Annotated in this window: 16 protein-coding genes; 7 read left to right on the forward strand and 9 right to left on the reverse strand. The window is 69.3% G+C overall.

Translation table 11 applies throughout. From position 1 onward, the window contains the following. Positions 1-288 precede the first annotated feature (288 nt). The gene (locus tag SLNSH_RS10860) at positions 289-3,096 is read left to right on the forward strand and encodes a [protein-PII] uridylyltransferase (RefSeq protein WP_106336937.1); all 2,808 of its coding nucleotides are present in this window, start codon (positions 289-291) and stop codon (positions 3,094-3,096) included. Positions 3,097-3,282: 186 nt separating this feature from the next. Here SLNSH_RS10860 and hemW read toward each other — a convergent pair whose 3' ends face one another. Further along, positions 3,283-4,455 carry a radical SAM family heme chaperone HemW gene (gene hemW, locus SLNSH_RS10865; RefSeq protein ID WP_106336939.1) on the reverse strand — a complete coding sequence of 391 codons (1,173 nt, stop codon included), beginning with the start codon at positions 4,453-4,455 and terminating at the stop codon, positions 3,283-3,285. Positions 4,456-4,542: 87 nt separating this feature from the next. On the opposite strand from hemW, the gene SLNSH_RS10870 reads away from it, so the two are divergent. The 5 genes from SLNSH_RS10870 (at position 4,543) to SLNSH_RS10890 (ending at position 10,944) form a co-directional block, all read left to right on the forward strand. Further along, positions 4,543-5,187: a phosphoribosylanthranilate isomerase gene (locus SLNSH_RS10870; RefSeq protein WP_106336941.1), complete on the forward strand. Its 645-nt coding sequence runs from the start codon at positions 4,543-4,545 to the stop codon at positions 5,185-5,187. A gap of 93 nt (positions 5,188-5,280) precedes the next feature. After that, positions 5,281-6,438: a tryptophan synthase subunit beta gene (trpB, locus tag SLNSH_RS10875; RefSeq protein WP_106336942.1), complete on the forward strand. Its 1,158-nt coding sequence runs from the start codon at positions 5,281-5,283 to the stop codon at positions 6,436-6,438. Further along, complete coding sequence (trpA, locus tag SLNSH_RS10880; protein WP_106336944.1) at positions 6,435-7,271, forward strand: tryptophan synthase subunit alpha; 837 nt, start codon at positions 6,435-6,437, stop codon at positions 7,269-7,271. Before trpB ends, trpA begins: the two co-directional genes overlap by 4 nt. Before the next feature lie 30 nt (positions 7,272-7,301). Continuing rightward, on the forward strand, positions 7,302-8,207 hold the full coding sequence (accD, locus tag SLNSH_RS10885) for an acetyl-CoA carboxylase, carboxyltransferase subunit beta (RefSeq protein ID WP_106337135.1): 906 nt from the start codon (positions 7,302-7,304) through the stop codon (positions 8,205-8,207). Positions 8,208-8,766: 559 nt separating this feature from the next. Next, entirely contained in the window at positions 8,767-10,944 is a 2,178-nt protein-coding gene (locus tag SLNSH_RS10890) for a transglycosylase domain-containing protein (RefSeq protein WP_245422260.1), read from the forward strand. Between the two features lie 53 nt (positions 10,945-10,997). Here the strand turns inward: SLNSH_RS10890 and SLNSH_RS10895 are convergent, their stop codons facing one another. From SLNSH_RS10895 to SLNSH_RS10925, 7 genes are all read right to left on the reverse strand, one after another. Then, positions 10,998-12,245, reverse strand: coding sequence for a PAS domain-containing protein (locus tag SLNSH_RS10895; RefSeq protein WP_106336948.1), 1,248 nt, complete (start codon positions 12,243-12,245; stop codon positions 10,998-11,000). 214 nt (positions 12,246-12,459) lie between these two features. Next, positions 12,460-13,482: a lysylphosphatidylglycerol synthase domain-containing protein gene (locus SLNSH_RS10900; RefSeq protein WP_106336950.1), complete on the reverse strand. Its 1,023-nt coding sequence runs from the start codon at positions 13,480-13,482 to the stop codon at positions 12,460-12,462. A gap of 52 nt (positions 13,483-13,534) precedes the next feature. Then, positions 13,535-14,674 carry an extracellular solute-binding protein gene (locus SLNSH_RS10905; protein WP_106336952.1) on the reverse strand — a complete coding sequence of 380 codons (1,140 nt, stop codon included), beginning with the start codon at positions 14,672-14,674 and terminating at the stop codon, positions 13,535-13,537. Positions 14,675-14,767: 93 nt separating this feature from the next. Further along, positions 14,768-15,685 carry a response regulator gene (locus SLNSH_RS10910; RefSeq protein ID WP_106336954.1) on the reverse strand — a complete coding sequence of 306 codons (918 nt, stop codon included), beginning with the start codon at positions 15,683-15,685 and terminating at the stop codon, positions 14,768-14,770. After that, the gene (locus tag SLNSH_RS10915; RefSeq protein ID WP_106336956.1) at positions 15,682-17,436 is read right to left on the reverse strand and encodes an ATP-binding response regulator; all 1,755 of its coding nucleotides are present in this window, start codon (positions 17,434-17,436) and stop codon (positions 15,682-15,684) included. The genes SLNSH_RS10910 and SLNSH_RS10915 overlap by 4 nt, the downstream gene beginning before the upstream one ends. Beyond that, positions 17,429-19,510 carry a sensor histidine kinase gene (locus SLNSH_RS10920; RefSeq protein WP_106336958.1) on the reverse strand — a complete coding sequence of 694 codons (2,082 nt, stop codon included), beginning with the start codon at positions 19,508-19,510 and terminating at the stop codon, positions 17,429-17,431. Before SLNSH_RS10920 ends, SLNSH_RS10915 begins: the two co-directional genes overlap by 8 nt. Next, complete coding sequence (locus SLNSH_RS10925; RefSeq protein WP_106336960.1) at positions 19,507-20,490, reverse strand: TRAP transporter substrate-binding protein; 984 nt, start codon at positions 20,488-20,490, stop codon at positions 19,507-19,509. Before SLNSH_RS10925 ends, SLNSH_RS10920 begins: the two co-directional genes overlap by 4 nt. A 148-nt stretch (positions 20,491-20,638) precedes the next feature. Between SLNSH_RS10925 and SLNSH_RS10930 the strand changes: the two genes are divergently transcribed. Continuing rightward, the gene (locus SLNSH_RS10930) at positions 20,639-20,869 is read left to right on the forward strand and encodes a hypothetical protein (RefSeq protein ID WP_106336962.1); all 231 of its coding nucleotides are present in this window, start codon (positions 20,639-20,641) and stop codon (positions 20,867-20,869) included. A gap of 63 nt (positions 20,870-20,932) precedes the next feature. Here SLNSH_RS10930 and SLNSH_RS10935 read toward each other — a convergent pair whose 3' ends face one another. After that, the gene (locus SLNSH_RS10935) at positions 20,933-22,825 is read right to left on the reverse strand and encodes an AI-2E family transporter (protein WP_106336964.1); all 1,893 of its coding nucleotides are present in this window, start codon (positions 22,823-22,825) and stop codon (positions 20,933-20,935) included. Positions 22,826-22,920: the final 95 nt, after the last annotated feature.

Raw genomic sequence — 22,920 nt, forward strand, 5'->3', positions numbered from 1 at the left:
GCTGCATTTGTCCGGCTCATCCGCCGTTCCCGGCGGGTCCGTCGCGCCCAGCAAGCTGCTCGCTCAAATCGGCGCGCGTTCCTTCTTTAGGGTCGATCGTTCGATATGTCAAACGGTATGTAGATTTTCGCATTTTACAAAAATTCGCGTCTTTATGGCGTTTTCGGCTCTGGCGTCGAACGGCGTTCGGGCGTTTGACGAAAGGGCGCAAAGGGCGGAAAAGCGGCACGGGTTCCGGCTCGCCCACGCCGGATCGCCATTCGACTCCAGCCTAAACAGGCGAAGCCCATGGTCGCTCCGCGCAACAATTCCGCCCACCCGTCGCCGGTGTTCGACCGGGCGGAGCTGAAAGAGGCGCTTGATCGCGCCTTGGCCGAGGCCGGCCCGGAGGCCGTCGCCCGCCGCGCCGCCGTGGTCGCGGTGCTCCGGACGACGCTGGAAGCGGGACGCGAGAGAGCCCGGGCTCTGCTGGACGCCGAGCGCAACGGCCGCGCCTGCGCCCGCCGGCTGTCCGACCTGATGGATGGCCTCGTTTCGGCCCTGCACGACATCGCCGTGCGGGTGCTGCACCCGGTCCAGAACCCGTCCACCTCCGAGCGGCTCGCCGTGGTGGCCGTGGGCGGCTACGGGCGCGGCACGCTGGCGCCGGGGTCGGACGTCGATCTGCTGTTCCTGCTGCCCTACAAGACCACGCCCTGGTCCGAGAGCGTGGTGGAGAGCATGCTCTACGCGCTTTGGGACCTGAAGCTGAAGGTCGGCCATTCCACCCGCAGCATGGACGAGTGCATCCGCGAGGCGAGTGGGGACTATACAATCCGCACGGCGCTGCTCGAGGCCCGGCTGATCCAGGGCGACGCCGCGCTGTTCGCCGAATTCGAGCAGCGCTTCGACCGCGAGGTGGTGCAAGGCACGGCGCCCCAGTTCGTCACCGAGAAGCTCGCCGAGCGCGAGCGGCGGGTGAACCGGGCGGGCCAGTCCCGCTACCTGGTCGAGCCGAACGTGAAGGACGGCAAGGGAGGCCTGCGCGACCTCAACACGCTGTTCTGGATCGCCAAGTACGTCTACCGCGTGAAGCGGACGGCCGACCTGGTGGAAGCCGGGCTCTTCACCCAGGAGGAGGCGGACCTGTTCCGCCGCTGCGACGAGTTCCTGTGGCGGGTGCGCTGCCAGATGCACTACGTCACGGGCCGGGCGGAAGAGCGGCTGACCTTCGACCTGCAGCGCCAGATCGCCGAAAAGCTCGGCTATTCCACCCATGGCGGGCTCTCCGCCGTGGAGCGCTTCATGAAGCGCTACTTCCTCGTGGCGAAGGACGTCGGCGACCTCACCGCCATCGTGTGCGCGGCCCTGGAGGCCCGACACGCGAAGCCCAGGGCCATGCTCGACCGACTCGTCGGCCGCTTCCGCCGCAGCGGCCGGGCGATCTCGGAGAGCAAGGACTTCGTGATCGACAACGACCGGCTGAGCGTGGCCAGGCCGGACGTGTTCGAGCGCGATCCCGTCAACCTCGTCCGCCTGTTCTGGATCGCCGACAAGCTCAACCGGGCGATTCACCCCGACGCGGCCCGGCTGGTGACGCGCTCGCTGAAGCTGATCGACACGGACCTGCGCAAGAATCCGGAAGCGAACCGGCTCTTCCTCGAGGTGCTCACCTCCACCAACGCGCCCGAGGTGGTTCTGCGCCGTATGAACGAGGCCGGCGTGCTCGGCCGCTTCGTCCCGGAGTTCGGCCGGGTCGTGGCGATGATGCAGTTCAACATGTACCACCACTACACGGTGGACGAGCACCTGATCCGCTCCATCGGCATCCTCGCCGACATCGAGAACGGGCGGCTCAAGGACGAGTTGCCTGTCTCCAATGAGATCCTGCCCGCCATCCGCAACCGGACGGTGCTGGCCGTGGCGCTGTTCATCCACGACATCGCCAAGGGGCGGCCGGAGGATCATTCGGTCGCGGGCGCGCGGATCGCCCGCAAGCTGTGCCCCCGGATGGGGCTGACCGACGCGGAGACCGACACGGTGTCGTGGCTCATTGAATTCCACCTCACCATGTCGACGGTGGCGCAGAGCCGCGACCTGTCGGACCCGAAGACGATCGAGAGCTTCGCCGCCACCGTGCAGACCCTGGAGCGGTTGCGGATGCTGCTGGTGCTCACCGTTTGCGACATCATGGCGGTGGGGCCAGGCGTCTGGAACGGCTGGAAGGGGCAACTGCTGCGCACGCTCTATTGGGAGACCGAGATCGTGCTGGCCGGCGGCCATTCGCAGATCGAGCGGGCCCAGCGCGTCCGGCACGCCCAGGAGGAGTTGCGCAGGGCGCTGCCGACCTGGCCCGACAGCGAGATTGACGCCTATCTGGCGCGGCATTACCCGGCCTACTGGCTCAAGGTGGACCTCGAGCGGAAAGTGAAGCACGCCCTGTTCCTGCGCAGCGCCGACAAGGAGCTCCGGTCGCTGGCGACGGAGGTCGCCACGGACGCTTTCCGCGGGGTCACGGAACTGACGGTCACGGCCCAGGACCACCCCCGGTTGCTGGCCATCATCACCGGCGCCTGCGCGGCGGCGGGGGCCAACATCGTGGACGCCCAGATCTTCACCACGACGGACGGCATGGCGCTCGACACCATCTTCGTGTCGCGGGCCTTCGACATGGACGAGGACGAGCTGCGCCGCGGGGCGCGGGTGGCCCAGCACATCGAGAAGGCCCTGAAGGGCGAGATCAAGATCGCGGAGGCGGTCGCGGCGCGGCCGGAACGGGCGGCCTCCAAGGCGTTCACGGTGCCGCCGCAGGTGATGATCGACAATGCGCTGTCGAACCGGCACACGGTGATCGAGGTGGCGGGGCTCGACCGGCCCGGGCTCCTCTACGAGCTCACGACCGCGCTCGGTAAGCTCAACCTCAATATCGCCTCCGCGCATATCGCCACCTTCGGCGAGAAGGCCGTGGACGTCTTCTATGTGACGGACCTGACGGGCTCCAAGGTGGTGAACCCGGCCAAGCAGGGCTCCATCCGCCGCCACCTCATGGAGGTGCTCCATGGCCGCGAGAAGGAGCGGGAGCCGCGGCCGGCGAAGGCGGCCGTCGCGGCGCGGTAGGGCCGTTATCCGTCCTTGCGACCGCAGCGAAGAAATCCAGGGGCTGGGCTCAGCTCCTGGCGACTGTAGCGCCAGGAGCTGATCCCGGCGCGTTTTCCTGGCCGTCATCCCCGGGTCTGTCCCGGGGATCCACGTCCCGCCGGACGGCGTGGATGGCCGGGACAAGCCCGGCCATGACGGTGACAGCTATGCCGCCAGATCGGCCACGATGGCGTCCAGCACGGGGAAGCCCTCGCGGGTGACGCGCAGCTTGCCGTCAGGAGTGCGCTCGACCAGGCGCTCGCGGGCGAGGTCGTCGATCCGGCGCGGGTCGAGGGTGCGGCCGGCCAGGGCCTCGTAGCGGGCCTGGTCCACGCCCTCGACCAGGCGCAGGCCCATGAGGAGGAACTCGTCGCCCTGGGACTCGGGCGACAGTCGCTCCACTTCCGTCACGCCGTGGCCCTCGGCCTCGACCTTGGCGAGCCAGTTCTCCGGAACGAGTTCGGTGGAGAGCGCCAGGCGTCCCGTGGCGGTCGCGAGACGCGCATGGGCGCCCGGGCCGACGCCGGCGTATTCGCCGTAGCGCCAGTAGACCAGGTTGTGACGGCATTCCGCGCCCGGTCGGGCGTGGTTGGAGATCTCGTAGGCCGGCAGGCCATGGGCCTCGCAGACTTCGCGGGTGGTCTCGTAAAGCGCGCGCGCCGCATCGGCGTCAGGGACCACCAGCTTCCCGGCGTCGCGGAGACGCTCGAACATGGTGCCGGGCTCGATGGTGAGCTGGTAGAGCGACAGGTGCTCGGCGGCGTGGCCGATGGCCTCCTTGAGCTCGGCCGCCCAGGCGCCGGGCGTCTGGTCCGGGCGGGCGTAGATGAGGTCGAAAGAATAGCGGTCGAAAACGCTGGCGGCGACCTTCACGGCCGCCATGGCCTCCTCGGCCGAATGCAGGCGGCCCAGCGCGACCAGGTCGCGGTCGTTCATGGCCTGGACGCCGAGCGACACCCGGTTGACGCCGGCGGCGCGGTAGCCGCGCAGGCGGGCCGCCTCCACGCTGGTGGGGTTGGCTTCGAGCGTCACTTCTACGTCGGGCGCGACGGCCCAGTTGGCGGCGACGGCGTCCAGGATGGCGCCCACCGTGCCCGGCCGCATCAGCGAGGGCGTGCCGCCGCCGAGGAAGATGGTGGACACCGTGCGGCCGGGGGCGAGCTCGGCCTGGTGGGCGATCTCGCGCCGGAAGGCGGCGACATAGCGGGCCTCGTCCACGGGCGCGTGGCGCACGTGGCTGTTGAAGTCGCAATAGGGGCACTTCGACGCGCAGAAGGGCCAGTGGATGTAGACCCCGAAGCCGGCGTCGAAGGGAAGCTGGGCGGACATGGGCGTCATGTGCGGGTTCGCGGTCCCGAAGGCAAGCGGGAAGGCGCGCGAGCGCTTTCCGTGGACAGGCCGCGCGGGGCGTGCCAAGGACAGGCCATGACCACCCTGGTGAAGATCTGCGGACTGCGCACGCCCGAAACGGTCGAGGCGGCGCTGGCGGGCGGGGCCGACATGGTGGGCCTCGTGTTCTTCCCGCGCTCCCCGCGCAACGTGTCGATCGAAGAGGCCAAGCGGCTGCGCGCCGTCGTGGGCGACCGAGCGGCTGTCGTGGCGCTGGTGGTCGACGCCGATGACGCCCTGCTGGACGCCATCCGGGACGAGGTGCGGCCGGACCTGCTGCAGCTGCACGGGCGCGAGACGCCGGAGCGGGTGGCCGCCATCCGGGAGCGCACCGGCCTGCCCGTGATGAAGGCGCTGGGCGTCTCGGACGCGGCCGACCTTGCCAGGGCGGCAGCGTACGCCCCCGTCGCCGACCGGCTCCTGTTCGACGCCAAGCCGCCCCAGGGGGCTGTGCTTCCCGGGGGCAACGGGGTCGCGTTCGACTGGCGGCTGCTGGCGGGCCTTGACCTGCCGAAGCCCTTCATGCTGTCAGGAGGGCTGGACCCCGGGAACGTGGCCGAGGCCCTGGCGGTCACGCGCGCCCCCGGCGTCGACGTGTCGTCCGGGGTGGAACGCGCGCCCGGCGACAAGGACCCCGAGCGGATCGCGGCCTTCATCAAGGCGGCCCGCGGCGCGGCATGAAGACACCGGCGTCGGCCGAGCGAGGACGTTAGCGTGAGCGCACCCACCCTGAACTCGTTTCGAACGGGACCGGACGAGACCGGCCATTTCGGCATGTTCGGCGGCCGTTTCGTCGCCGAGACCCTGATGCCGCTGATCCTGTCGCTGGAGGAGGCCTACGAGGCCGCCAAGGTCGACCCCTCCTTCCTGAAGGACATGGCCGACTACCTCGCCCACTATGTCGGCCGGCCGAGCCCGCTCTACTTCGCCGAGCGGCTCACGGAGCACTGCGGCGGGGCCAAGATCTATTTCAAGCGCGACGAGCTGAACCACACCGGCGCGCACAAGGTGAACAACGTGCTGGGCCAGATCCTGCTGGCGCGGCGCATGGGCAAGACCCGGATCATCGCCGAGACTGGCGCGGGCCAGCATGGCGTCGCGACGGCCACGCTGTGCGCCCGCTTCGGCCTGCAGTGCGTGGTCTACATGGGCGCGGTGGACGTGGAGCGGCAGAAGCCCAACGTGTTCCGCATGAAGATGCTGGGCGCCGAGGTGATCCCGGTGCAGTCCGGGTCCAAGACGCTCAAGGACGCCATGAACGAGGCGCTGCGCGACTGGGTCACCAACGTCGAGAACACCTTCTACTGCATCGGCACGGTGGCGGGCCCGCATCCCTACCCGGCCATGGTGCGCGACTTCCAGTGCGTGATCGGCCGCGAGGCGCGCGAGCAGATGCTGGAGCGCGAGGGCCGGCTGCCGAATTCGCTCGTGGCCGCCATCGGGGGCGGCTCCAACGCGATCGGGCTGTTCTACCCGTTCCTGGACGACCCGGGCATCGAGATCTACGGCGTGGAGGCGGCCGGACATGGGCTGTCCTCCGGCCTGCACGCGGCGTCGCTGACCGGCGGGCGCCCGGGCGTGCTGCACGGCAACCGAACCTACCTGCTGATGAACGACGACGGGCAGATCCAGGACGCCCACTCCATCTCGGCGGGCCTCGACTATCCGGGCATCGGCCCGGAGCACGCGTGGCTGCACGACGTCGGGCGCGTCAACTACATCTCGGCCACGGACGAGGAGGCGCTGAACGCCTTCCAGCTGTGCTCGCGGCTCGAGGGCATCATCCCGGCGTTGGAGCCGTCGCACGCCATCGCCAAGGCGGTGGAGATCGCGCCCAAGAAGCCGAAGGACCACCTGATGGTGGTTAACCTTTGTGGCCGCGGCGACAAGGACATCTTCACGGTGGCGGAACACCTCGGAGGCATGGAGTGAGCACCCGTATCGACCGCCGCTTCGAGGCCGTGAAGCAGCAGGGGCGCGCCGCGCTCGTCACCTTCGTGATGGGCGGCGACCCGGACCCCGAGACCTCGCTCGCCATCGTCAAGGCCCTGCCGGCCGCCGGCGCCGACCTGATCGAGATCGGCATGCCGTTCACCGACCCGATGGCGGACGGCCCGGCCATCCAGGCCGCGGGCCTGCGGGCCCTGCAGGCCGGCCAGAACATGCGCAAGACGCTGGCGATGGTTCGGGCGTTTCGCGAAACGGACGCGGACACGCCGATCATCCTGATGGGCTACTACAATCCCATCTACGTGTACGGGGTGGACGCCTTCCTGCTCGACGCCAAGTCGGCCGGTGTGGACGGCCTGATCGTGGTGGACCTGCCGCCGGAGGAAGATTCCGAGCTCTGCGTCCCGGCGCTCACCGCCGGGCTGAACTTCATCCGCCTGGCGACACCCACCACGGACGAGAAGCGCCTGCCCAAGGTGCTCACCAACACCTCCGGCTTCGTGTACTACGTGTCGGTCACCGGCATCACCGGCTCGGCCATCGCCGACTACGGCAAGGTCGGGGCCGCGGTTGCGCGCATCAAGGGCCATACCCATCTGCCCGTGGCGGTCGGCTTCGGGGTGAAGAACGCCGACACGGCCGAGATCATCGCCCGCAGCGCCGACGGCGTGGTGGTGGGCACGGCCCTGGTGGAGGCGGTGCGCGCGTCGCTCGACGCCTCCGGCAAGGCCACGGCCGGCACGGCCGAGGCCGTCGCCGCCAAGGTGCGCGACATCGCTTCCGGCGTGCGCCGGGTGGCGAAGGCCGCGGCCTAAATCAAAGGAGACTCCATGGACACGAGCCCGATGAACTGGATCTCCAACGTGGTTCGGCCGAAGATCCGGTCGATCCTGCGGCGGGACACGCCCGAGAACCTGTGGATCAAGTGCCCGGATTCCGGGCAGCTCGTCTTCCACAAGGACGTCGAGGCGAACCAGTTCGTCATCCCGGGGTCCAACTACCACATGCGGATGTCCGCGGTGGCGCGGCTCAAGTCGATGTTCGACGAGGGCCGCTACGAGGACATCGCCCTCCCCGAGGTCCCGCTCGACCCGCTGAAGTTCCGCGACGAGAAGCGCTACGTCGACCGCCTCAAGGACGCCCGCACGAAGACGGGCGCGCAGGATGCGGTGAAGGTCGGCGTCGGCGAGGTCGAGGCCACGCCGCTGACCGTCGCTGTGCAGGACTTCGACTTCATGGGCGGCTCGCTCGGCATGGCGGCCGGCGAGGCGGTGATCAAGGGCATGGAGACCGCGGTGGAGCGGCGCACGCCCTTCGTGCTCTTCGCCGCCTCCGGCGGCGCGCGCATGCAGGAGGGCATGTTCTCCCTCATGCAGATGCCGCGTACGACAGTGGCCGTCCAGCGCCTGCGCATGGCGAAGCTGCCCTATATCGTGGTGCTGACCAATCCGACGACCGGCGGCGTCACCGCCTCCTACGCCATGCTGGGCGACATCCACATCGCCGAGCCTGGCGCCCTGATCGGCTTCGCGGGCCCGCGCGTGATCGAGCAGACCATCCGGGAGAAGCTCCCGGAGGGCTTCCAGCGGGCCGACTTCCTGCGCCAGCACGGCATGGTGGACATGGTGGTGCACCGGCACGACCTGAAAGCCACGATCGCGCGCCTGTGCCGGGTGCTCACCCGCGCCGAGCCCAAGGTGGTCTCGCAGGAGCCCGCGCACGAGGAGCCCCTGCCCGAGGCGGCGCAGTAAGCCTTCCCCGCCGTTGCGAGGAGCGCAGCGACGATGCAATCCAGAGGGCCCCGGGCCGCGCCCCGCCCTCACTGGATTGCTTCGCTTCGCTCGCAATGACGGCAGCCCCCGTTCGACGCCTTGCCCCTGGACCCACCCATCCCATCGCTAACGCCCCCTTAATCCGCCGCATTTAACGTGCTTGTGCTGCGAGGCGGGACCGTGAACGGCAGAACGCCCGGACGGTCCCCGGCGATGCGATGCAGGGGCGCCAGAAGGGATGACGGACCGGCGGGACCGATCCAGGGAGCGACGCGAGCCGGTGTTCGGGGACAAGACCCCCGCTCCGGCCAAGCTCGATCTCCGGCTCACCCGCGACGACCGGCCCGCCTATACGGACCGCGACGCGACGCCGCGCAGCAGGGGCGCCCGCCGCGATCCCACCTTCGACCCCACCATCGCGCCCGCCCTGGATCCGATCGCCGAAGGACGGCGCAAGCGGACCCCCGAGAGCAGCCGCGAGGCCGTGCGCGCGACGCCGCCGGCGGACGACGAGGACGCGGACACTCCGCGCGACAGCATGGCCCGATCCCCCCGCAAGGCCGGCTCCGCCGAGCGCCGCTCGGGCGACAAGCGCGAGCGCAGCGAGAAGCGGAGCTCGAAGCCGCGCCGGCGCCGCAGCCTGCTTGGCGGGCTGGTCTATTATTGCGTCGTGCTGGGCCTCTGGGCCGTGATGGGCGTCGGGGCGCTGGTCGCGTACCACGCCTCCAAGCTGCCGCCGATCGACAGCCTCGCCGTGCCCAAGCGGCCGCCGAACATCGCCATCCTGGCGTCGGACGGGTCGCTGCTGGCGAATCGCGGCGAGACCGGCGGACGCACGGTGACGCTGAAGGAATTGCCGCCCTACCTGCCGAACGCCTTCATCGCCATCGAGGACCACCGGTTCTACCACCACTGGGGCATCGACCCGGTGGGCATCACGCGCGCCCTGGTCCGCAACGTGACCCGCAGCGGCTCGTCCATGCAGGGCGGCTCCACGCTCACCCAGCAGCTCGCCAAGAACCTGTTCCTGACCCAGGAGCGCACCGCCTCGCGCAAGATCCAGGAGGCGATCCTCGCGCTCTGGCTGGAGCGCAACTACAGCAAGGACCAGATCCTCGAGCTGTACCTGAACCGCGTCTATTTCGGCTCCGGCGCGTACGGCGTCGAGGCGGCCGCGCAGAAGTATTTCGGCAAGAGCGCGCGAAGCGTGACGCTCAGCGAGGCGGCCGTGCTGGCGGGGCTCGTCCAGGCCCCGTCCCGGCTGGCGCCGAACCGCAACCCGGAGGCGGCGCAGGCGCGCGGGTCCATGGTGATCGCCGCCATGGCTCGCGAGGGCATGATCAGCGACCGCATGGCCAAGATCGCGCTCACCAATCCGGGCCAGCCCGTGAAGCCCGGCGGCGCGGGGTCCGTGAACTACGCCGCCGACTACGTCATGGACGTGCTGGACGACTATATCGGCACGATCGACAAGGACATCGTGGTGCGCACCACCATCGACGCCTCCATGCAGGAGGGCGCCGAGAAGGCCCTGGTCGACGAGCTGAACCAGAAGGGCGACAAGTTCGGCGTGACCCAGGGCGCCTTCGTGGCCCTGCAACCTGATGGCGCCATCAGGGCCCTGGTGGGCGGTCGCAACTACACCGACTCGCAGTTCAACCGCGCCACCGTGGCCCGGCGGCAGCCGGGCTCGGCCTTCAAGCCTTTCGTGTACCTGACCGCCATGGAGAAGGGGCTGACGCCCTCCACCGTGCGGGAAGACTCGCCGGTGAACATCCGCGGCTGGCAGCCGGAGAACTCCACGCGCGAGTACCGGGGGGCGATCACCCTGCGGCAGGCGCTGGCGCTCTCGATCAACACGGTGGCGGTGAAGCTCGGACTCGAGGTCGGGCCGAAGAACGTGGTGGCCACGGCCCATCGGATGGGCATCCAGTCCAAGCTGGATCCGAACGCCTCCATCGCGCTCGGCACCTCGGAGGTCACGCCCCTGGAGCTGGTCTCCGCCTATGCGCCCTTCGCGAACGGCGGCGTCGCGGTGCAGCCCTACGTGATCACGCAGGTGAAGGCGAGCGACGGCTCGGTGGTGTATCGCCGCACCGGCTCGGGCCTCGGCAAGGTCATGGAGCAGCAGACGGTCGGCATGATGAACGCCATGCTGCGCGAAACGCTGCTCACAGGCACGGCCCGCAAGGCCGACCTGCCGGGCTGGGAGGCGGGCGGCAAGACCGGCACCAGCCAGGACTACCGGGACGCCTGGTTCGTGGGCTACACGGGCTCGCTCGTGGCCGGCGTCTGGCTCGGCAACGACGACGGCTCGCCCACCAAGAAGGTGTCGGGCGGCAACCTGCCGGTCGAGGTCTGGAGCCGGTTCATGAAGGGGGCGCTGGCGTCCACGCCGCCCACGCCGCTGCCCGGCGGGGCGTACAAGCAGATGTGGCCGACCCCGGCCGAGCAGCTGCCCCCGTCCAGCGTGCCGATGGCTGATGCGGGCAATCCGATCCCGCCGGGTCAGACCTGGGGGGTCGCTCCGCCGGCTCCAGCTCCGAGCAGAAGCGCGCCAGCCCTCGCCCAAAGCGCGCCGGCGCCGCAAAGGCGCGTGGTGTCGGAGGATGGGGCGTTGCGGCCGCCCGGCATGGTGCCGAATCCGGGCGGCTCCTCTCGCGGGGGCTACCAGCCCCAGGAACGCAGCCTGTTGGATCGGCTGTTCGGCGGCTGAACGAGAGCGGCCGAACAATCGCCGAGCCGCTGCGCGGCGCTCAACGGCTCGCTTCAGGCGGCGTTCTTGATGACGGAACGGACAGCCGCGTCCGCGTACTCGCCAATGCGGCGGTTCAGGCCTTCAAGCTCCCTCAAGCCGACGCGCACGCCGCTCTGAAACTCGGCGAACTGGTCGAGAAGCGAATTCATGTGGAGGGAAGCGACGCCCACCTTCGCCCACTCGACCTTGCCCATCACGCGCGTGACCTCGAGGGCCGAGACCAATCGGCCCATGGCCAGGCATGAGCGGGCGAAGGCCGACTTGGCCCTGATCACCTGGGGCAGGCTGGCCTGCGCAAGTTCCGAGTATGAACGTTGCTGGTCTTCGAGAACGCGCATGTCCTCGGCGCGCGAGCCGGCGCCCCCGACTTCCTCCTCCTGCTCGAACACCGCGTTCATCTCGCGTTGCAGGGCGGCCGTTCCCGCCAGAAACAGGCTGTTGTTCACGCTCTCGCTCAGGGCGTTGGCGGCGACCACGAATCCCGTGAGGATCTCGTTCAGCTCCTTGGCGAGCATGTGGTAGTTGCTGGCCACGACTTCCGTCGCGGCGCCTGCGGACCCCGCTCTCGCGGCCTCCAGGCTGAAATTCATGGGCGCGTGCTTCAAATCCACCGACGACGTGTGGACCTCGTCGGCTCGGCGCAAGACCTGCGCGGTGAGCTCGGCGACCGACTGGAGGGTCTCGGTCAGCATGTCCATGGGGCGGTCCATGGCGTCCGCCCTGGCCTTGAGCTCACGGGCGAGAGCCGCTGCGGAAAATGCGCCATAGTCCTCGAAACCCAGGGATCTCACGGCTTCCAGCAGCTTGGCCGCGCTTTCGGACGGCGCGCAGCGGGTAGACTGCTCCATGGCGGCATGGGCCTCGTAGATGGCCTCCACCTCCGGCGAGAGGGCGCTGCTCGGCTTCAGCCGGACCGAGAGGTAGCCATTCCGGATGGGCGTCACCACCGCGAAGACCCAGTAGAAGCCGCCGCTTCGCGTCTTGTTGCGAACATAGGCCCCCACAGGCCGGCCCGCCTTGATGGTCTGCCACAGGATGTAGAAGACGGCGCGGGGCGTGCCCGGGTGGCGGACGAGCTTGTGAGGCCGCCCGATCAGCTCATCCCAGGCGTATTCGCTGACGCGCTGGAACACCGAGTTCCCCGACTGCATGAGGCCGGCCGGGTCGGTGCGGGAGAAGAACAGCTCGGAAACGTGAAATTCGGGTTCATTGGACGTCAGCGGCGCGGACGCATGAACCGGCAGCGAGGGAACGGTCATTGTCTGAGACCCCCAGCGGGCGACGTGATGAACCGCAAGCTCGGGGGTAGCAATGCAGGTCGTTGTTCCTCGACATATGTCTCAGAAGTTACCTTATTCCTTCATGGAACGCAGAAATCAGGACTATGAATCTAAAGCTGCAGACTTTTACGTTGTATATCGTTTTCGCAATTCGATATCTTATCTCTTGATATTTGCAAGGACGGTGGAAAATTCAGTCCTTTCCATGCCGGCGCTTGCGCCTGCGGATCGCCAGTTCGCTCAAGCCGAACGAGGCCCCGGCGAGCGCCAGCGGCACGAAGAAGTAGATGGCCCTGAACGCCAGGAGGCCTCCGATCAGGCTTGCGCCGGGCAGCAGGATGGACACGACGCTCTCGATGACGCCGAGACCGCCCGGAACGTGCGTGATCATGGTGGCTGTGTTGGCGATGACGTAGACGGACGCGACCGACAGGTAGCCGACGTCCGCCTGGGAGGCGAGGGCTTGGTGAAGGCAGGCGGCCACGAAAGCGAAGTTCACCGCGCCTACGACGATCTGGGCCAGGGCGAGCTTCGGGCCCGGCATCTCGAAGGTCCAGCTGCGGATGCGGAACGGCTTGCGCACCCGGTAGGCCAGCCAAAGGTAGCCGGCGGCCAGGGCCAGGCATCCGGCGCCCAGCGCGATCACCAGCGGCTCATCCAGGCCCGTGATGCGCGCGCCGAGATCCGGGCGCAGCAGCAAGGCGATCCCGCCGAGGGCGGCCAAGCCGAGCGCAACCGTCGCGCCGCAAAAGACAACCAGCTTGGCGACTTCGGCGACGCTCAGCCCCCACCGCGAATAGAACCGGTAGCGGATGGCCCCGCTGCTCACGCCGGCGAAGCCGATGCTGTGGCCGAGCCCCAGGCTGGTGAAGGACGCGAGCGCGGCCTTCGGGTAGGGCAACGGCTTGCCGACGTAGCGCAGGCCCATCCAGTCGAAGAGCGTCAGCGTGGCGTAGCTCGCCGCCGCGAAGGCCGCCGCGGCCCAGAGGCGCGCGTGCGGGACGGCCCGCACGGACTCCACGATCTGATCGAGGCTGTAGTGCCGCAGCGTGCGCCAGATCAGGAAGGCCGAGAGGAGGACGGCGCCGATCCCGACGAGGCGCGACCAGAAGCGCTTGCGGCTGCGCCGCGCCTGCCGGGCGGGGTCGTCCCGGCCGGGCCGGCGGTCGTCGACGGTGCGGGCCACCCTGCCGGGGGCCTCCGGGGCGATGGTCATGCGCTTTCCCGCCAGGGCGCTCTCCGTCCTGGCCGACGGGAGACGCGAACAGCTACAGAGCGGCGATCTTGGCCGCGTATTCCGCGCGGAGGGTTCGGAAGAACTCCGTCTGCATCGGCCACCACCAAATGTCGTCGATGACCTTTTGGTTCGGGTAGATCATCTCGAAAGACGCCTTGGCGGCCGGGGACAGGAACATTTCGGCGCCCGAGGCGCAGCTGTTGTAGCCCGTCGACTCGGAGAACTGGGCCCCGGTCTGGGGCTTCATCAGGTGGTCGATGAGCGCATAGGCCTGGTCCAGGTTTGCCGCTCCGGCGGGGATCGCCAGGGTGTCGGTCCAGCCGAGCCCGCCCTCGCGCGGCATTCCGTAGCGCCAATGCGCCCCCACGGCGCGATGGAGCAGCACGCCCGTGGTGTCCCAGGTCTGGCCGATGACGCAGCCGGCCTGGGTGAACCCGCGCGTGGCCTCCGCCGCGTCGTTCCATTGCGCGCCGATGTTGCCGCGGCGCTCGGCCATGAAGCGGAAGGAAGCTTCCATGACGCGGCGGCAATCGCCTTCGCTGCGGTACATGTCCATGCCGCGGTTGGAGCGCTCGCGCCCGGCCGCGTCCAGGTAGAGGGCCACGCCGGTGAGCACGGACTTGGGCCGGATCAGCGCCTTGCGGCCGAGCTTGGGGTCCCACAGCATGCCGTAGGACAGCTCGCCCGACTTCACCGGGAAGACGCGGCTGTCGTAGGTGACGCCCTCGGTGCCCCAGTCGAAGGGGATCAGGTAGCGGCGGCCGCGGTGCGCGGCCCCCAGCGTGACCGAAGTCCTGTAAATGGACGGAATGACCCGGTCGCCGCTGAACCGGCCTTCGTCGATGGGCTGGAGCAGGTTGAGGCGGTAATAGTTGGGCGCGGTGTCCACGGAGGGGAAGACGAGGTCGTAGCCCCGCCCACCGGCGGCCGTGAGCCGGGCCTCCAGCTCCTCGTTGGAGCCGTAGACGCTCAGCTCGACCTTGATGCCCGTGGCAGCCTCGAAGTCCGCCAGGATCGTGTTCTTGTCGAAGAAATCCTGCCAGGCGTAGACCTGAACCCGGCCCGAGGTGGAGAGGGCGTCAGAGGCCCGCAGGATCGCGGGAGCCGCGACGGCCCCCATGACGAGCCGCATGGCGAAGCGTCGGCTGACCGCTTTGTCCGGCGCACCCATCGCCCACGATCTCCAAGAAGGCCGAGCTATGCAGCGATTGGTGCTGCGCTGCAACCTCTGCGCGATCACAGGCCTGTGCGTGTGTGAGTGGGTTCACACTGGCGCACGGTCCGGGCGGCTCCAGAGCCAGACGCGCATGGGCTCCTCAACGTTCTTGAGCACGCGGGAGCCGGCGTCCTGCAGGGGCGCGTCCACGCGCCCTCGCACGAACTGGCGCACGATGTCCGTGAGCGCGATCGCGCCCGGCTCGGCGATCTCCTGAATGCGGACGGCGATGGTGACCGTCTCGCCGAAGCGGTCGGCGTGCTTGAACACCACCTCGCCGGCGGCGATGCCGATCCGGAAGCGAATGTCGCCTCCGGCCAGCCGGGCGCCGGGATCCCGGGCGACCGTCTCCTGGAAGGCGACAGACCACTCGACCGCGTCCACGGCGCTCTGGAACTCCACCAGCGCGCCGTCCCCGAGCAGCTTGAACAGCGTGCCCCGGCGCTGGGCGATGGTGGGCGTCATGATCTGCCCGAAGATGCGGTCGATGGCGGCCAGCGTCGCGGGCTCGTCCTCGTGCACGAAGCGGCCGTAGCCGACGAAGTCGAGCGACACGATGGCGGCCAGGCGGCGCCCGGTCTGGGCGCTGCGCGTCCATTTCTGGCGGCGAAGGACCGAGCGGATGCGGGCCAGCAGTTCGCGCAGCTCGCAAGGCTTGGAGACGTAGTCGTCGGCGCCCATCTCGAGGCCGATCACGCGGTCCACCGAGCTGGCCGTGGCGGTGAGCATGATGACGGGGGTGGGAAAGCTCTGCTTCACCCAGCGCAGGATCGACAGCCCGTCCTCCGTCGGCATGTTGAGGTCGAGCACGACCAGATCGGCCGGCTGGCTCACCAGGACCGAGCGCAGGGATGCGCCGCCGTCGCACAGGGTCACCTCGAAGCCCTGCATGCGCAGGTAATCGCCCACCATCTCCCGGGCGGGCGCCTCGTCGTCCACCACGACGATGTGCTGGGCCTGCGTCATGCGGGACGCGCCTCGTGAAGCGGCAGGCCCACCACGAAGGTGGAGCCGGTCGCGGGGCCGCCGCTCGTGGCCTCGATCCGCCCCTCGTGCAGGTCGACGATCTTTTTGGCGATCCACAGTCCCAGCCCGGTGGAGCCCTCCCCGGCGGTCGGCTTGGCGGACAGCCGCTGGAAGCGGCCGAACAGCCGGCCCACGTCCTCGCTGGAGAGGCCCGGGCCGTTGTCGCGGACGCGGATCACGGCCTCGTCCTGCTCGGCCTGGGCGGAGACGTGGATCCGCTCGCCGATGGGGGAGTATTTCACGGCGTTGCTCACGAGGTTGTCGACGGCCTCCTCGAGCCGGTCGGGGTCGAACCGGGCCGGAAGGGTCGGAGGAACGTCCACTTCGATAATCTGGGCCTTTCGCTCCGCCAGGGGCCGGTTCGCCTCCGCGACCCGGCGGACGAGCTCGGCCAGATCGTGCGTCTCGCGACGGATGCTGATGTCGAGCGCGTCCGTCATCGCGTCCGTGATGAGGCGGTCGACGAGCGTGGTGAGATAGCGGGCGGACTTGCGGATGTGCTCGACCTGGGCTTCGAGGCCCGAGCGCTGCAAGGGCTCCCGGCCGATGAGGTCGTTCAGGATCTCGGTGCGCCCCAGGATCACGCTCAGCGGGTTCTTGAGGTCGTGCGCCACGGTGCCAAGCAATTCGTTCTGGAACGCGTTGGCCCGGCGCAGCCGCGCCCATTGCGCCTGCAGCCGCTGGTTGGCGAAGGTCAGCTCCCGGGTGCGCTGCTTGACGCGCTCGTCGAGGCGCGCGTTGGCGTCCTGCAGCTGCTGGTAGAGCAGCACGTTATCGAAGGCGATGGAGAGGCGGCTGCAGAAGACCTCCACCAGCGCGCGGTTGGTGGGGGAAAGCTCCTGGTTCGCATCCAGCAGGACCACGACCTCGCGGCCGCTCGCCGTGCGGATGTAGATCAGGAAATGCCGGGGCAGGTATTCCGTCCGGCAGCTCGTGAAGGCCCGTTCCACGAGGCCGCGCACCTCCTCGTCGAGATCGTCGAGGCGACCCTGCTGGACATAGCGCTGATAGACGCCGGAGCCGGCCAGCACGGAAACGCCGCCGGCGTCGCCGCCCGAGTCGCGCAAGACCAGGATGCCGGCGCAGTCCACGTTGAGCAGCGATCCGATCTGGGTCAGCACGCCTTCGGCGAGCCGCTGCATGGACTTGAAATCGAACAGGGTGGAGGCGGCGTCGACGATGATCTCCAGGCCGCGGCGGGTCTCCTCCATGCGCTGGATCTGCTGGTAGCTGCGCAGCGCCGCGGTCAGCGAGGTGAAGAGCTTGTCGGAGGTCAGCTCGGTCTTCGCCTTGTAGTCATTGATGTCGTAGTCGAGGATCACGCGCTTTTCCGGCGCCTGGCCAGGCTGGCCCGTGCGCAGGATGATGCGGATCATCTCGTTGCCGAGGTCGCGGCGGATGAAGTCGACCAGCTCGAGCCCGGCCGTTTCGCTTTCCATCACCACATCCAGCAGCACGGCCGCGACGTCCGGATGCTGGCGGAGCAGGACGCGGCCTTCCGCGGCCGACATGGCGGAAAGGATCTCCAGCCCCATGCCGCCGAGTTCGTAGTCGGCCAGCGCGAACCGGGTGCCCTCGTGCACCGCCAGGTCGTCGTCGATGACGGCGACCTTCCACCTCTTGGCGTCCTGTCGAGGGGCGGCCGGCTCGGCCTCCTCCGCGAAGGTCAGCAGGTCGTCGGCCTCAGCCATGTCGTTCCCCCTTCGAAGCGCAACCGTCGTCCCCGCCCACCAACAGCCCTTCGCCGGCCGGCGCCATGCGCGGCAGCACAAGGCGGAAGGTCGTGCCCTCGCCCTCCACGGACGCAAGCGCGATGCGGCCGCCGAGCCGCTGGGTGACGACGTTGTACACGATGTGCAGTCCAAGCCCGGTTCCGCCCTGGCCGCGGCGGGTGGTGAAAAATGGGTCGAAGGCCTGCCGCAGGACCTCGCTGGGCATCCCGCGGCCGTCGTCCGAGAAGCGGATCTCGACGTGCTCGCGCCCCTGTGGGCGGCCGACGATGCGGATGGATCCGCCGGATGCGTTCGGAAAGGCGTGCGTGACGGCGTTGAGGAACAGGTTCGTGAGCACCTGTCCGTAGGCGCCCGCGTCCGCATCCATCACGATTCCCGCCGGGATATCGACGTCCAGGCTGAGGCGGCGCTGCTTCAGGCTCGGGCGCAAGCTCGCCAGGATGTCCTCCGTGGCGGCCCGCAGATCAAAGGTTCGACGGTCGGCGTGGCTCCGGTCCACGGCGACCTGCTTGAAGGACTGGATCAGATCTCCGGCGCGCTGGAGGTTGGCGACGAGCTGGCGCGCCGCGTCCCGGTTCAGGTCCACGAAGGAGGCGAGCTGCGACTTGCGCAGGCGTCCCCCCTCGACCTCGTCGTGGAAAGCGGCGCACCGCTCCGCCAGGGCGGACGCCACCGTGAGGCTGATGCCCACCGGGTTGTTGACCTCGTGCGCGACGCCGGCCACGAGGCCGCCCAGGGCGGCGAGTTTCTCGGCCTCGATCAGGCTCTCCTGCGTGGCGCGGAGGTCGGCCAGGGCTCGCTCGGCTCTTTCCTTGGAGGCGCGGAGCTCCTCCTCGGCGCGGTGCTTGGCGATGGCGTTGGCCCGGAACACCTCCACGGCGCGGGCCATGTCGCCGATCTCGTCGCGCGCATCCGCGCCCTCGGCCTTGTGGTCGAGCCGTCCGGACACGATCGCCCGCATGGCCTCGCCTATCCCCTCGAGCGGCCCGCTGACGCTGCGGGCGATCACGGCGCCCAGCACCACGACGATGCCGACCAGAGCCATCGTCAGGATGCCCACCCAGACGAAGACGGCGCGCAGAACCCGGTCGAGCCGGCCCTGGACCTGCATCTCGCGCTCGGAGGTCCGCTGCGAGATCGCCTCGGCGGCCTGGGCCATTTCGGCGCCGCTGCGGTCCACCGTGTCGCGCAACAGGCGGGCCTGGAGGTTGAGGCTGGCCGACAGCTTGTCGAGACCCTGGGCCAGCGTGTCGGCGCGTTCGCCCAGCTTCCGGAGCGCCTGCTTCTGGAGCTCCGTCTCGGCCAGGTCCAGCATGACCGGGACGGTCTTCTCGATGGTGGCGATGTTGCGGAAGGCCTCCTCGGCGGAGTCGTAGGACAGCGAGAAATAATAGGCGTTAGCCGCCACCAGGGTGGCCGAGAACGCCTCGCGCGACTTACCGAGCGCCGGCAGCACGAGGGAGCCCCGCCCTTCGGAGGCGCCCTGCAGGATGGCGTAGAGGCCCGACATCTCACGGGCGGACTTGAGAACGTCCTCCTCGTAGATGCGCGAGATCTGGACCCGCACGTCGCGGAGGGCGTCGAACCCGGCCAGGAGACGCTCGGTGATCTGGCTGAGGGCGCTCGCCTGCTGGGCGATGGTGGGGTCGCTCGACCCGTGCTCCGCCAGAAGGGCCATGAGCTTCGCGCGCCGGCTCTCGATCTCGTTCAGCACGTCGGGGTTGGGCTGGGTGAAATAGCGATGGATCAGGCTCTGGAGCCGGCCGGCTTCGCTTTCCACCGAGACCAGCAGCCGGTCGGACTGGCGCACCTGGAGCAGTTGCTCCCAGGTGGCGTTCAACACATTGGCGCCGTCCCAGATCACCACGGCCAGGAGCACCACGACGGCCGAGTTGATGCCGGCGATGGACAGGATGCGCCAGCGGATGGGGAGGCGGCGGACGAGGCGCTCGAGACCCTGCCGGAACGGCCGCGGACCGGGGGGCGCCAGCAAGCCGCCGTGTGGCTCGGCCGCGCGCCCGGGCGCCGTCATTGGACCTGCCGGATGCGCTCGACCAGGTCTTTCAGCTCCGGGTCGGCGAGCAACTTGTCCTGCAGCCCGCGGGTCGCCTGCTCGAAGCCGGCCCTGTCGATGTCCTCGATGATCATGTTCCCGGCCGCCTGCGCCTGCCGACGGGCGCGCTCCTCCCAGGCCGTCCAGAGATCACGCATGAACCGGCTGGATTCCTGGGCCGCCTGCCGGAACACGGCCTGATCCTCCGGGCCCAGGACGTCCCAGGCCCGCTTGGACATGACCAGGACTTCCGGGCCCATGGTGTGCTCGGTGAGCGTGTAGTACGGCGCGGCCGTGTAATGGTTAGTGGACACGTAGGAAGGCCAGTTGTTCTCCGCCCCGTCCACCAGATGCGTGCTGAGGGCCGGCATGACCTGTCCGTAGGACAGCGGCACAGGCACCGCCCCGAGCGCCTCGACCATGGCGATGGCCAGGTCCGACGGCTGCACCCGGATGCGCAGGCCCTTCAGGTCGGCCACCGTGCGGACCGGTCGGACGCTGTTGTAGATGGAGCGGGCGCCTGAATCGTAGAAGGCCAGGCCAATCAGGCCCATGGGCTCCAGGGAGGCCAGCAATTCCTGCCCGATCGGACCATCCAGCACCTTGCGAAGGTGATCGCCCGAGCGGAACAGGAAGGGCAGCACGAGCACGGACAGCTTGGGCGAGAGGTTCGCAAGCGGCGCCACGTTGACCCGGTTCAGGTCGATGGCGCCCGCGCGCGTCTGGACGATGGTGTCCTTCTCCTCGCCGAGCTGGCTGTCGGCGAACACCCGGATCGAGTGGCGGTCGCCTGTGCGCTCGGCCACGAGGCGGCTCATCTGGCGCAGGGCCTGAACCGTCGGGTAGGTCTCGACCTGGTTGTCGGCCGCCCTGAAATCGCGCCCAACAGACGGACCGGCTGTCGCCAACCCGATGGCGAGGCCGGTCGCCAGAGCGGCGACCCGAAACGCGCTGACCATGCCGAACCCCACCTGCGCGGCGCGACTTAACGATTTTGCAACCAACAATACGCATCGCGCGGGCATCCGCCAAGGCGATGCGTGCGCGCCTGCAACGGTTCGGGGCGGGGGCGCGTTGACGACCGCTCAATCCCCCGGAGGAAACCTCATGCGAGCATCGTTTGTGAGCACCGCGAAGGCCGCTGGTCTGGCCGCAGCCGCGTTCCTGGCCGTCCTGGCGACGACCGGCGGCGCGGAAGCGCGTCATTGGCGCGGCCACCACTATGGCTGGGGCCATCACCAGCACTGGCGCGGGCATCACTACGGCTGGCGGCGCCACCACTACGGCTGGCATCGCGGGCACCACTACGGGTGGCGGCACCACCGCCACTGGCGCTGAACGGCCCACAAGCGCCAGAGCCCCGGAGCCCCCGCTCCGGGGCTTTCGCTTGTCGCGCGCCCTCTAGGCGCCTCTCGCCTCCGCGAGCGCGCCCACAGCCGCAGAAGGGGTGGCCGAATGCTCGCCCCCTGGCTCCAGGGACGTCTGGGCGACCGCAACGGCGTCCGCCACCGTGGTGACGACGGCCGCGGGCGAGACGACCTCGCGGAGGCTCTCCAGGAGTTCGGCGTCGTCCTGCAGCCAATAGCCCACCACGATGGTCGCCTTGGGAGCTTTCCGCCGCAGGCGCCTCAGCGCGTAGCGGATGTGCACGGGCGTGGCGGTTTCGAAAGCCGACAGGCAGATGACCTCGACCCCCCGCACGTCCAGGCGAAACAGGTTGGAGATGCTGAGGGCCTCCGGCCCCAGCGCGCGGGCCGGCAGCCCGCGGCGACGCGCCAGCAGCCCGAACAGGGCGGCGCCGGACTCGTCCAGCGCGTTGCGAACTCCGAGCGCCAGCACCCGCGGGGGCGGCTCGTTCTCGGGCGCGGCCCAATTGTCCCCGACTTCCCCTTCGGTCTCGACGTCCTCCAGGTCCTCGAGGTCCTCGACCAGCTCGGCGACCGAGTCGCGCACGACCGCCATCCGCTCGGGTTCAAGCGCGCCGCGGATCACATCCTGCGCGCCGAGGCGGACGCCAGGCAGCGCGACGGTGTCGATGTAACCGGCCATGGTGCCCTCCTCGAGGAAGGACTCGGCCTGGTCCACCGCTTCCGTGGGATCGGCCGCCAGCATGCGCTGGTAGAACATTTCGGGGGCGGACAGGACGGGTTCATCGCCGAACATGACGTCGAAGACGGCGAGCTGTTCGACATGCTTGCCCAGGACCACGAGGCAGACCGTCAGAGGGGTGGCCAGCACGAGGCCGATCGGTCCCCAGAGCCAGGTCCAGAATGTCGCGGCCGCCACCACGGCCACGGGCGAGAGGCCAGTGCTCTGGCCGTAGACGAGCGGCTCGATGATGTGCCCCACGACGGGCTCCACCACCAGGAACAGGGCCGCGGTCCACAGCAGCATGTGCCAGCCCGGGTCCACGGCCGCCGCCAGCACCAGCGGGAGCAGGGCGGCGATGACGGAGCCGATATAGGGGATGAAGCGCAGGACGGCGGCCATCACGCCCCAGAGCACCGGAGTCGGGACGCCGATCAGGAACAGGCCGGTCCCGATCACCACGCCGAAGGACGCGTTCAGGGCGAGCTGGACCAGGAAAAAGCGGCTCAGCCGGTGGGCGGCGTCGTCCATGGCGGCCGTGGTGCGGTGGAGGTCCTGCGCGCCGGCGAGGCGGATCAGGCGGTTTCGCAAGTCCTCGCGCCGCATCAGGATGAAGATCACGAAGATGACGATGATGCCGGTGGTGGCCAGCGGATGCAGCAGCGGGCCGACGACGTCGGTCAGCGTCTTGAAGGCGCCCGACTGCGGGGCGCGCACCTCGACCGGGATGGGGGCGGTGTTCTCCGTCGGATTGCGGGAGAGCGCGGCCGGGCCGTTCTGCTCCGGCTTCTCCAGCTCCTTGCTCAGGTCCTGGAGCACGTCGGCGGCGCGCTCCAACGCCCCGTTGCCAGCCGCCATGCCGCGGATGCTCTTGATCTTGTCTCGGATGGTTCGCTCGTAGTGGGGCAGCTCGGTGGCGAGGCCGGTGACCTGGCCAGCCATGATGGCGCCGAGGCCGCCGGCGATCAGGAAGGTCGCCAGGACGACGCCCAGGACGGCGGCGGCCTTGGGGACGCGCCAGCGCTGGAGAAGACGCACGAGCGGAGCCAGCACGAAGCTGAGCAGCACGGCGAGCGCCAGCGGGATCAGGATCTCGCGCCCGAAATACAGTGCGCAGGTGACCACGACGGCCACGATGATGGCGACCATCAGGGACATCGAGCGCTGCAGGTCGATGACCGGCGGGGTGGGAGCGGCAGGCGCCATGATGTCTCCGAAAAGCGCGCCACGAATTCCGCGCCAAGCCGAACAGCGAAGCCCAGCCTACGGTTCCCGCCGACGACCGCGACCGCAGGAACGCC

The organism is Alsobacter soli, from assembly GCF_003004785.1.
Lineage (GTDB): Bacteria > Pseudomonadota > Alphaproteobacteria > Rhizobiales > Beijerinckiaceae > Alsobacter > Alsobacter soli.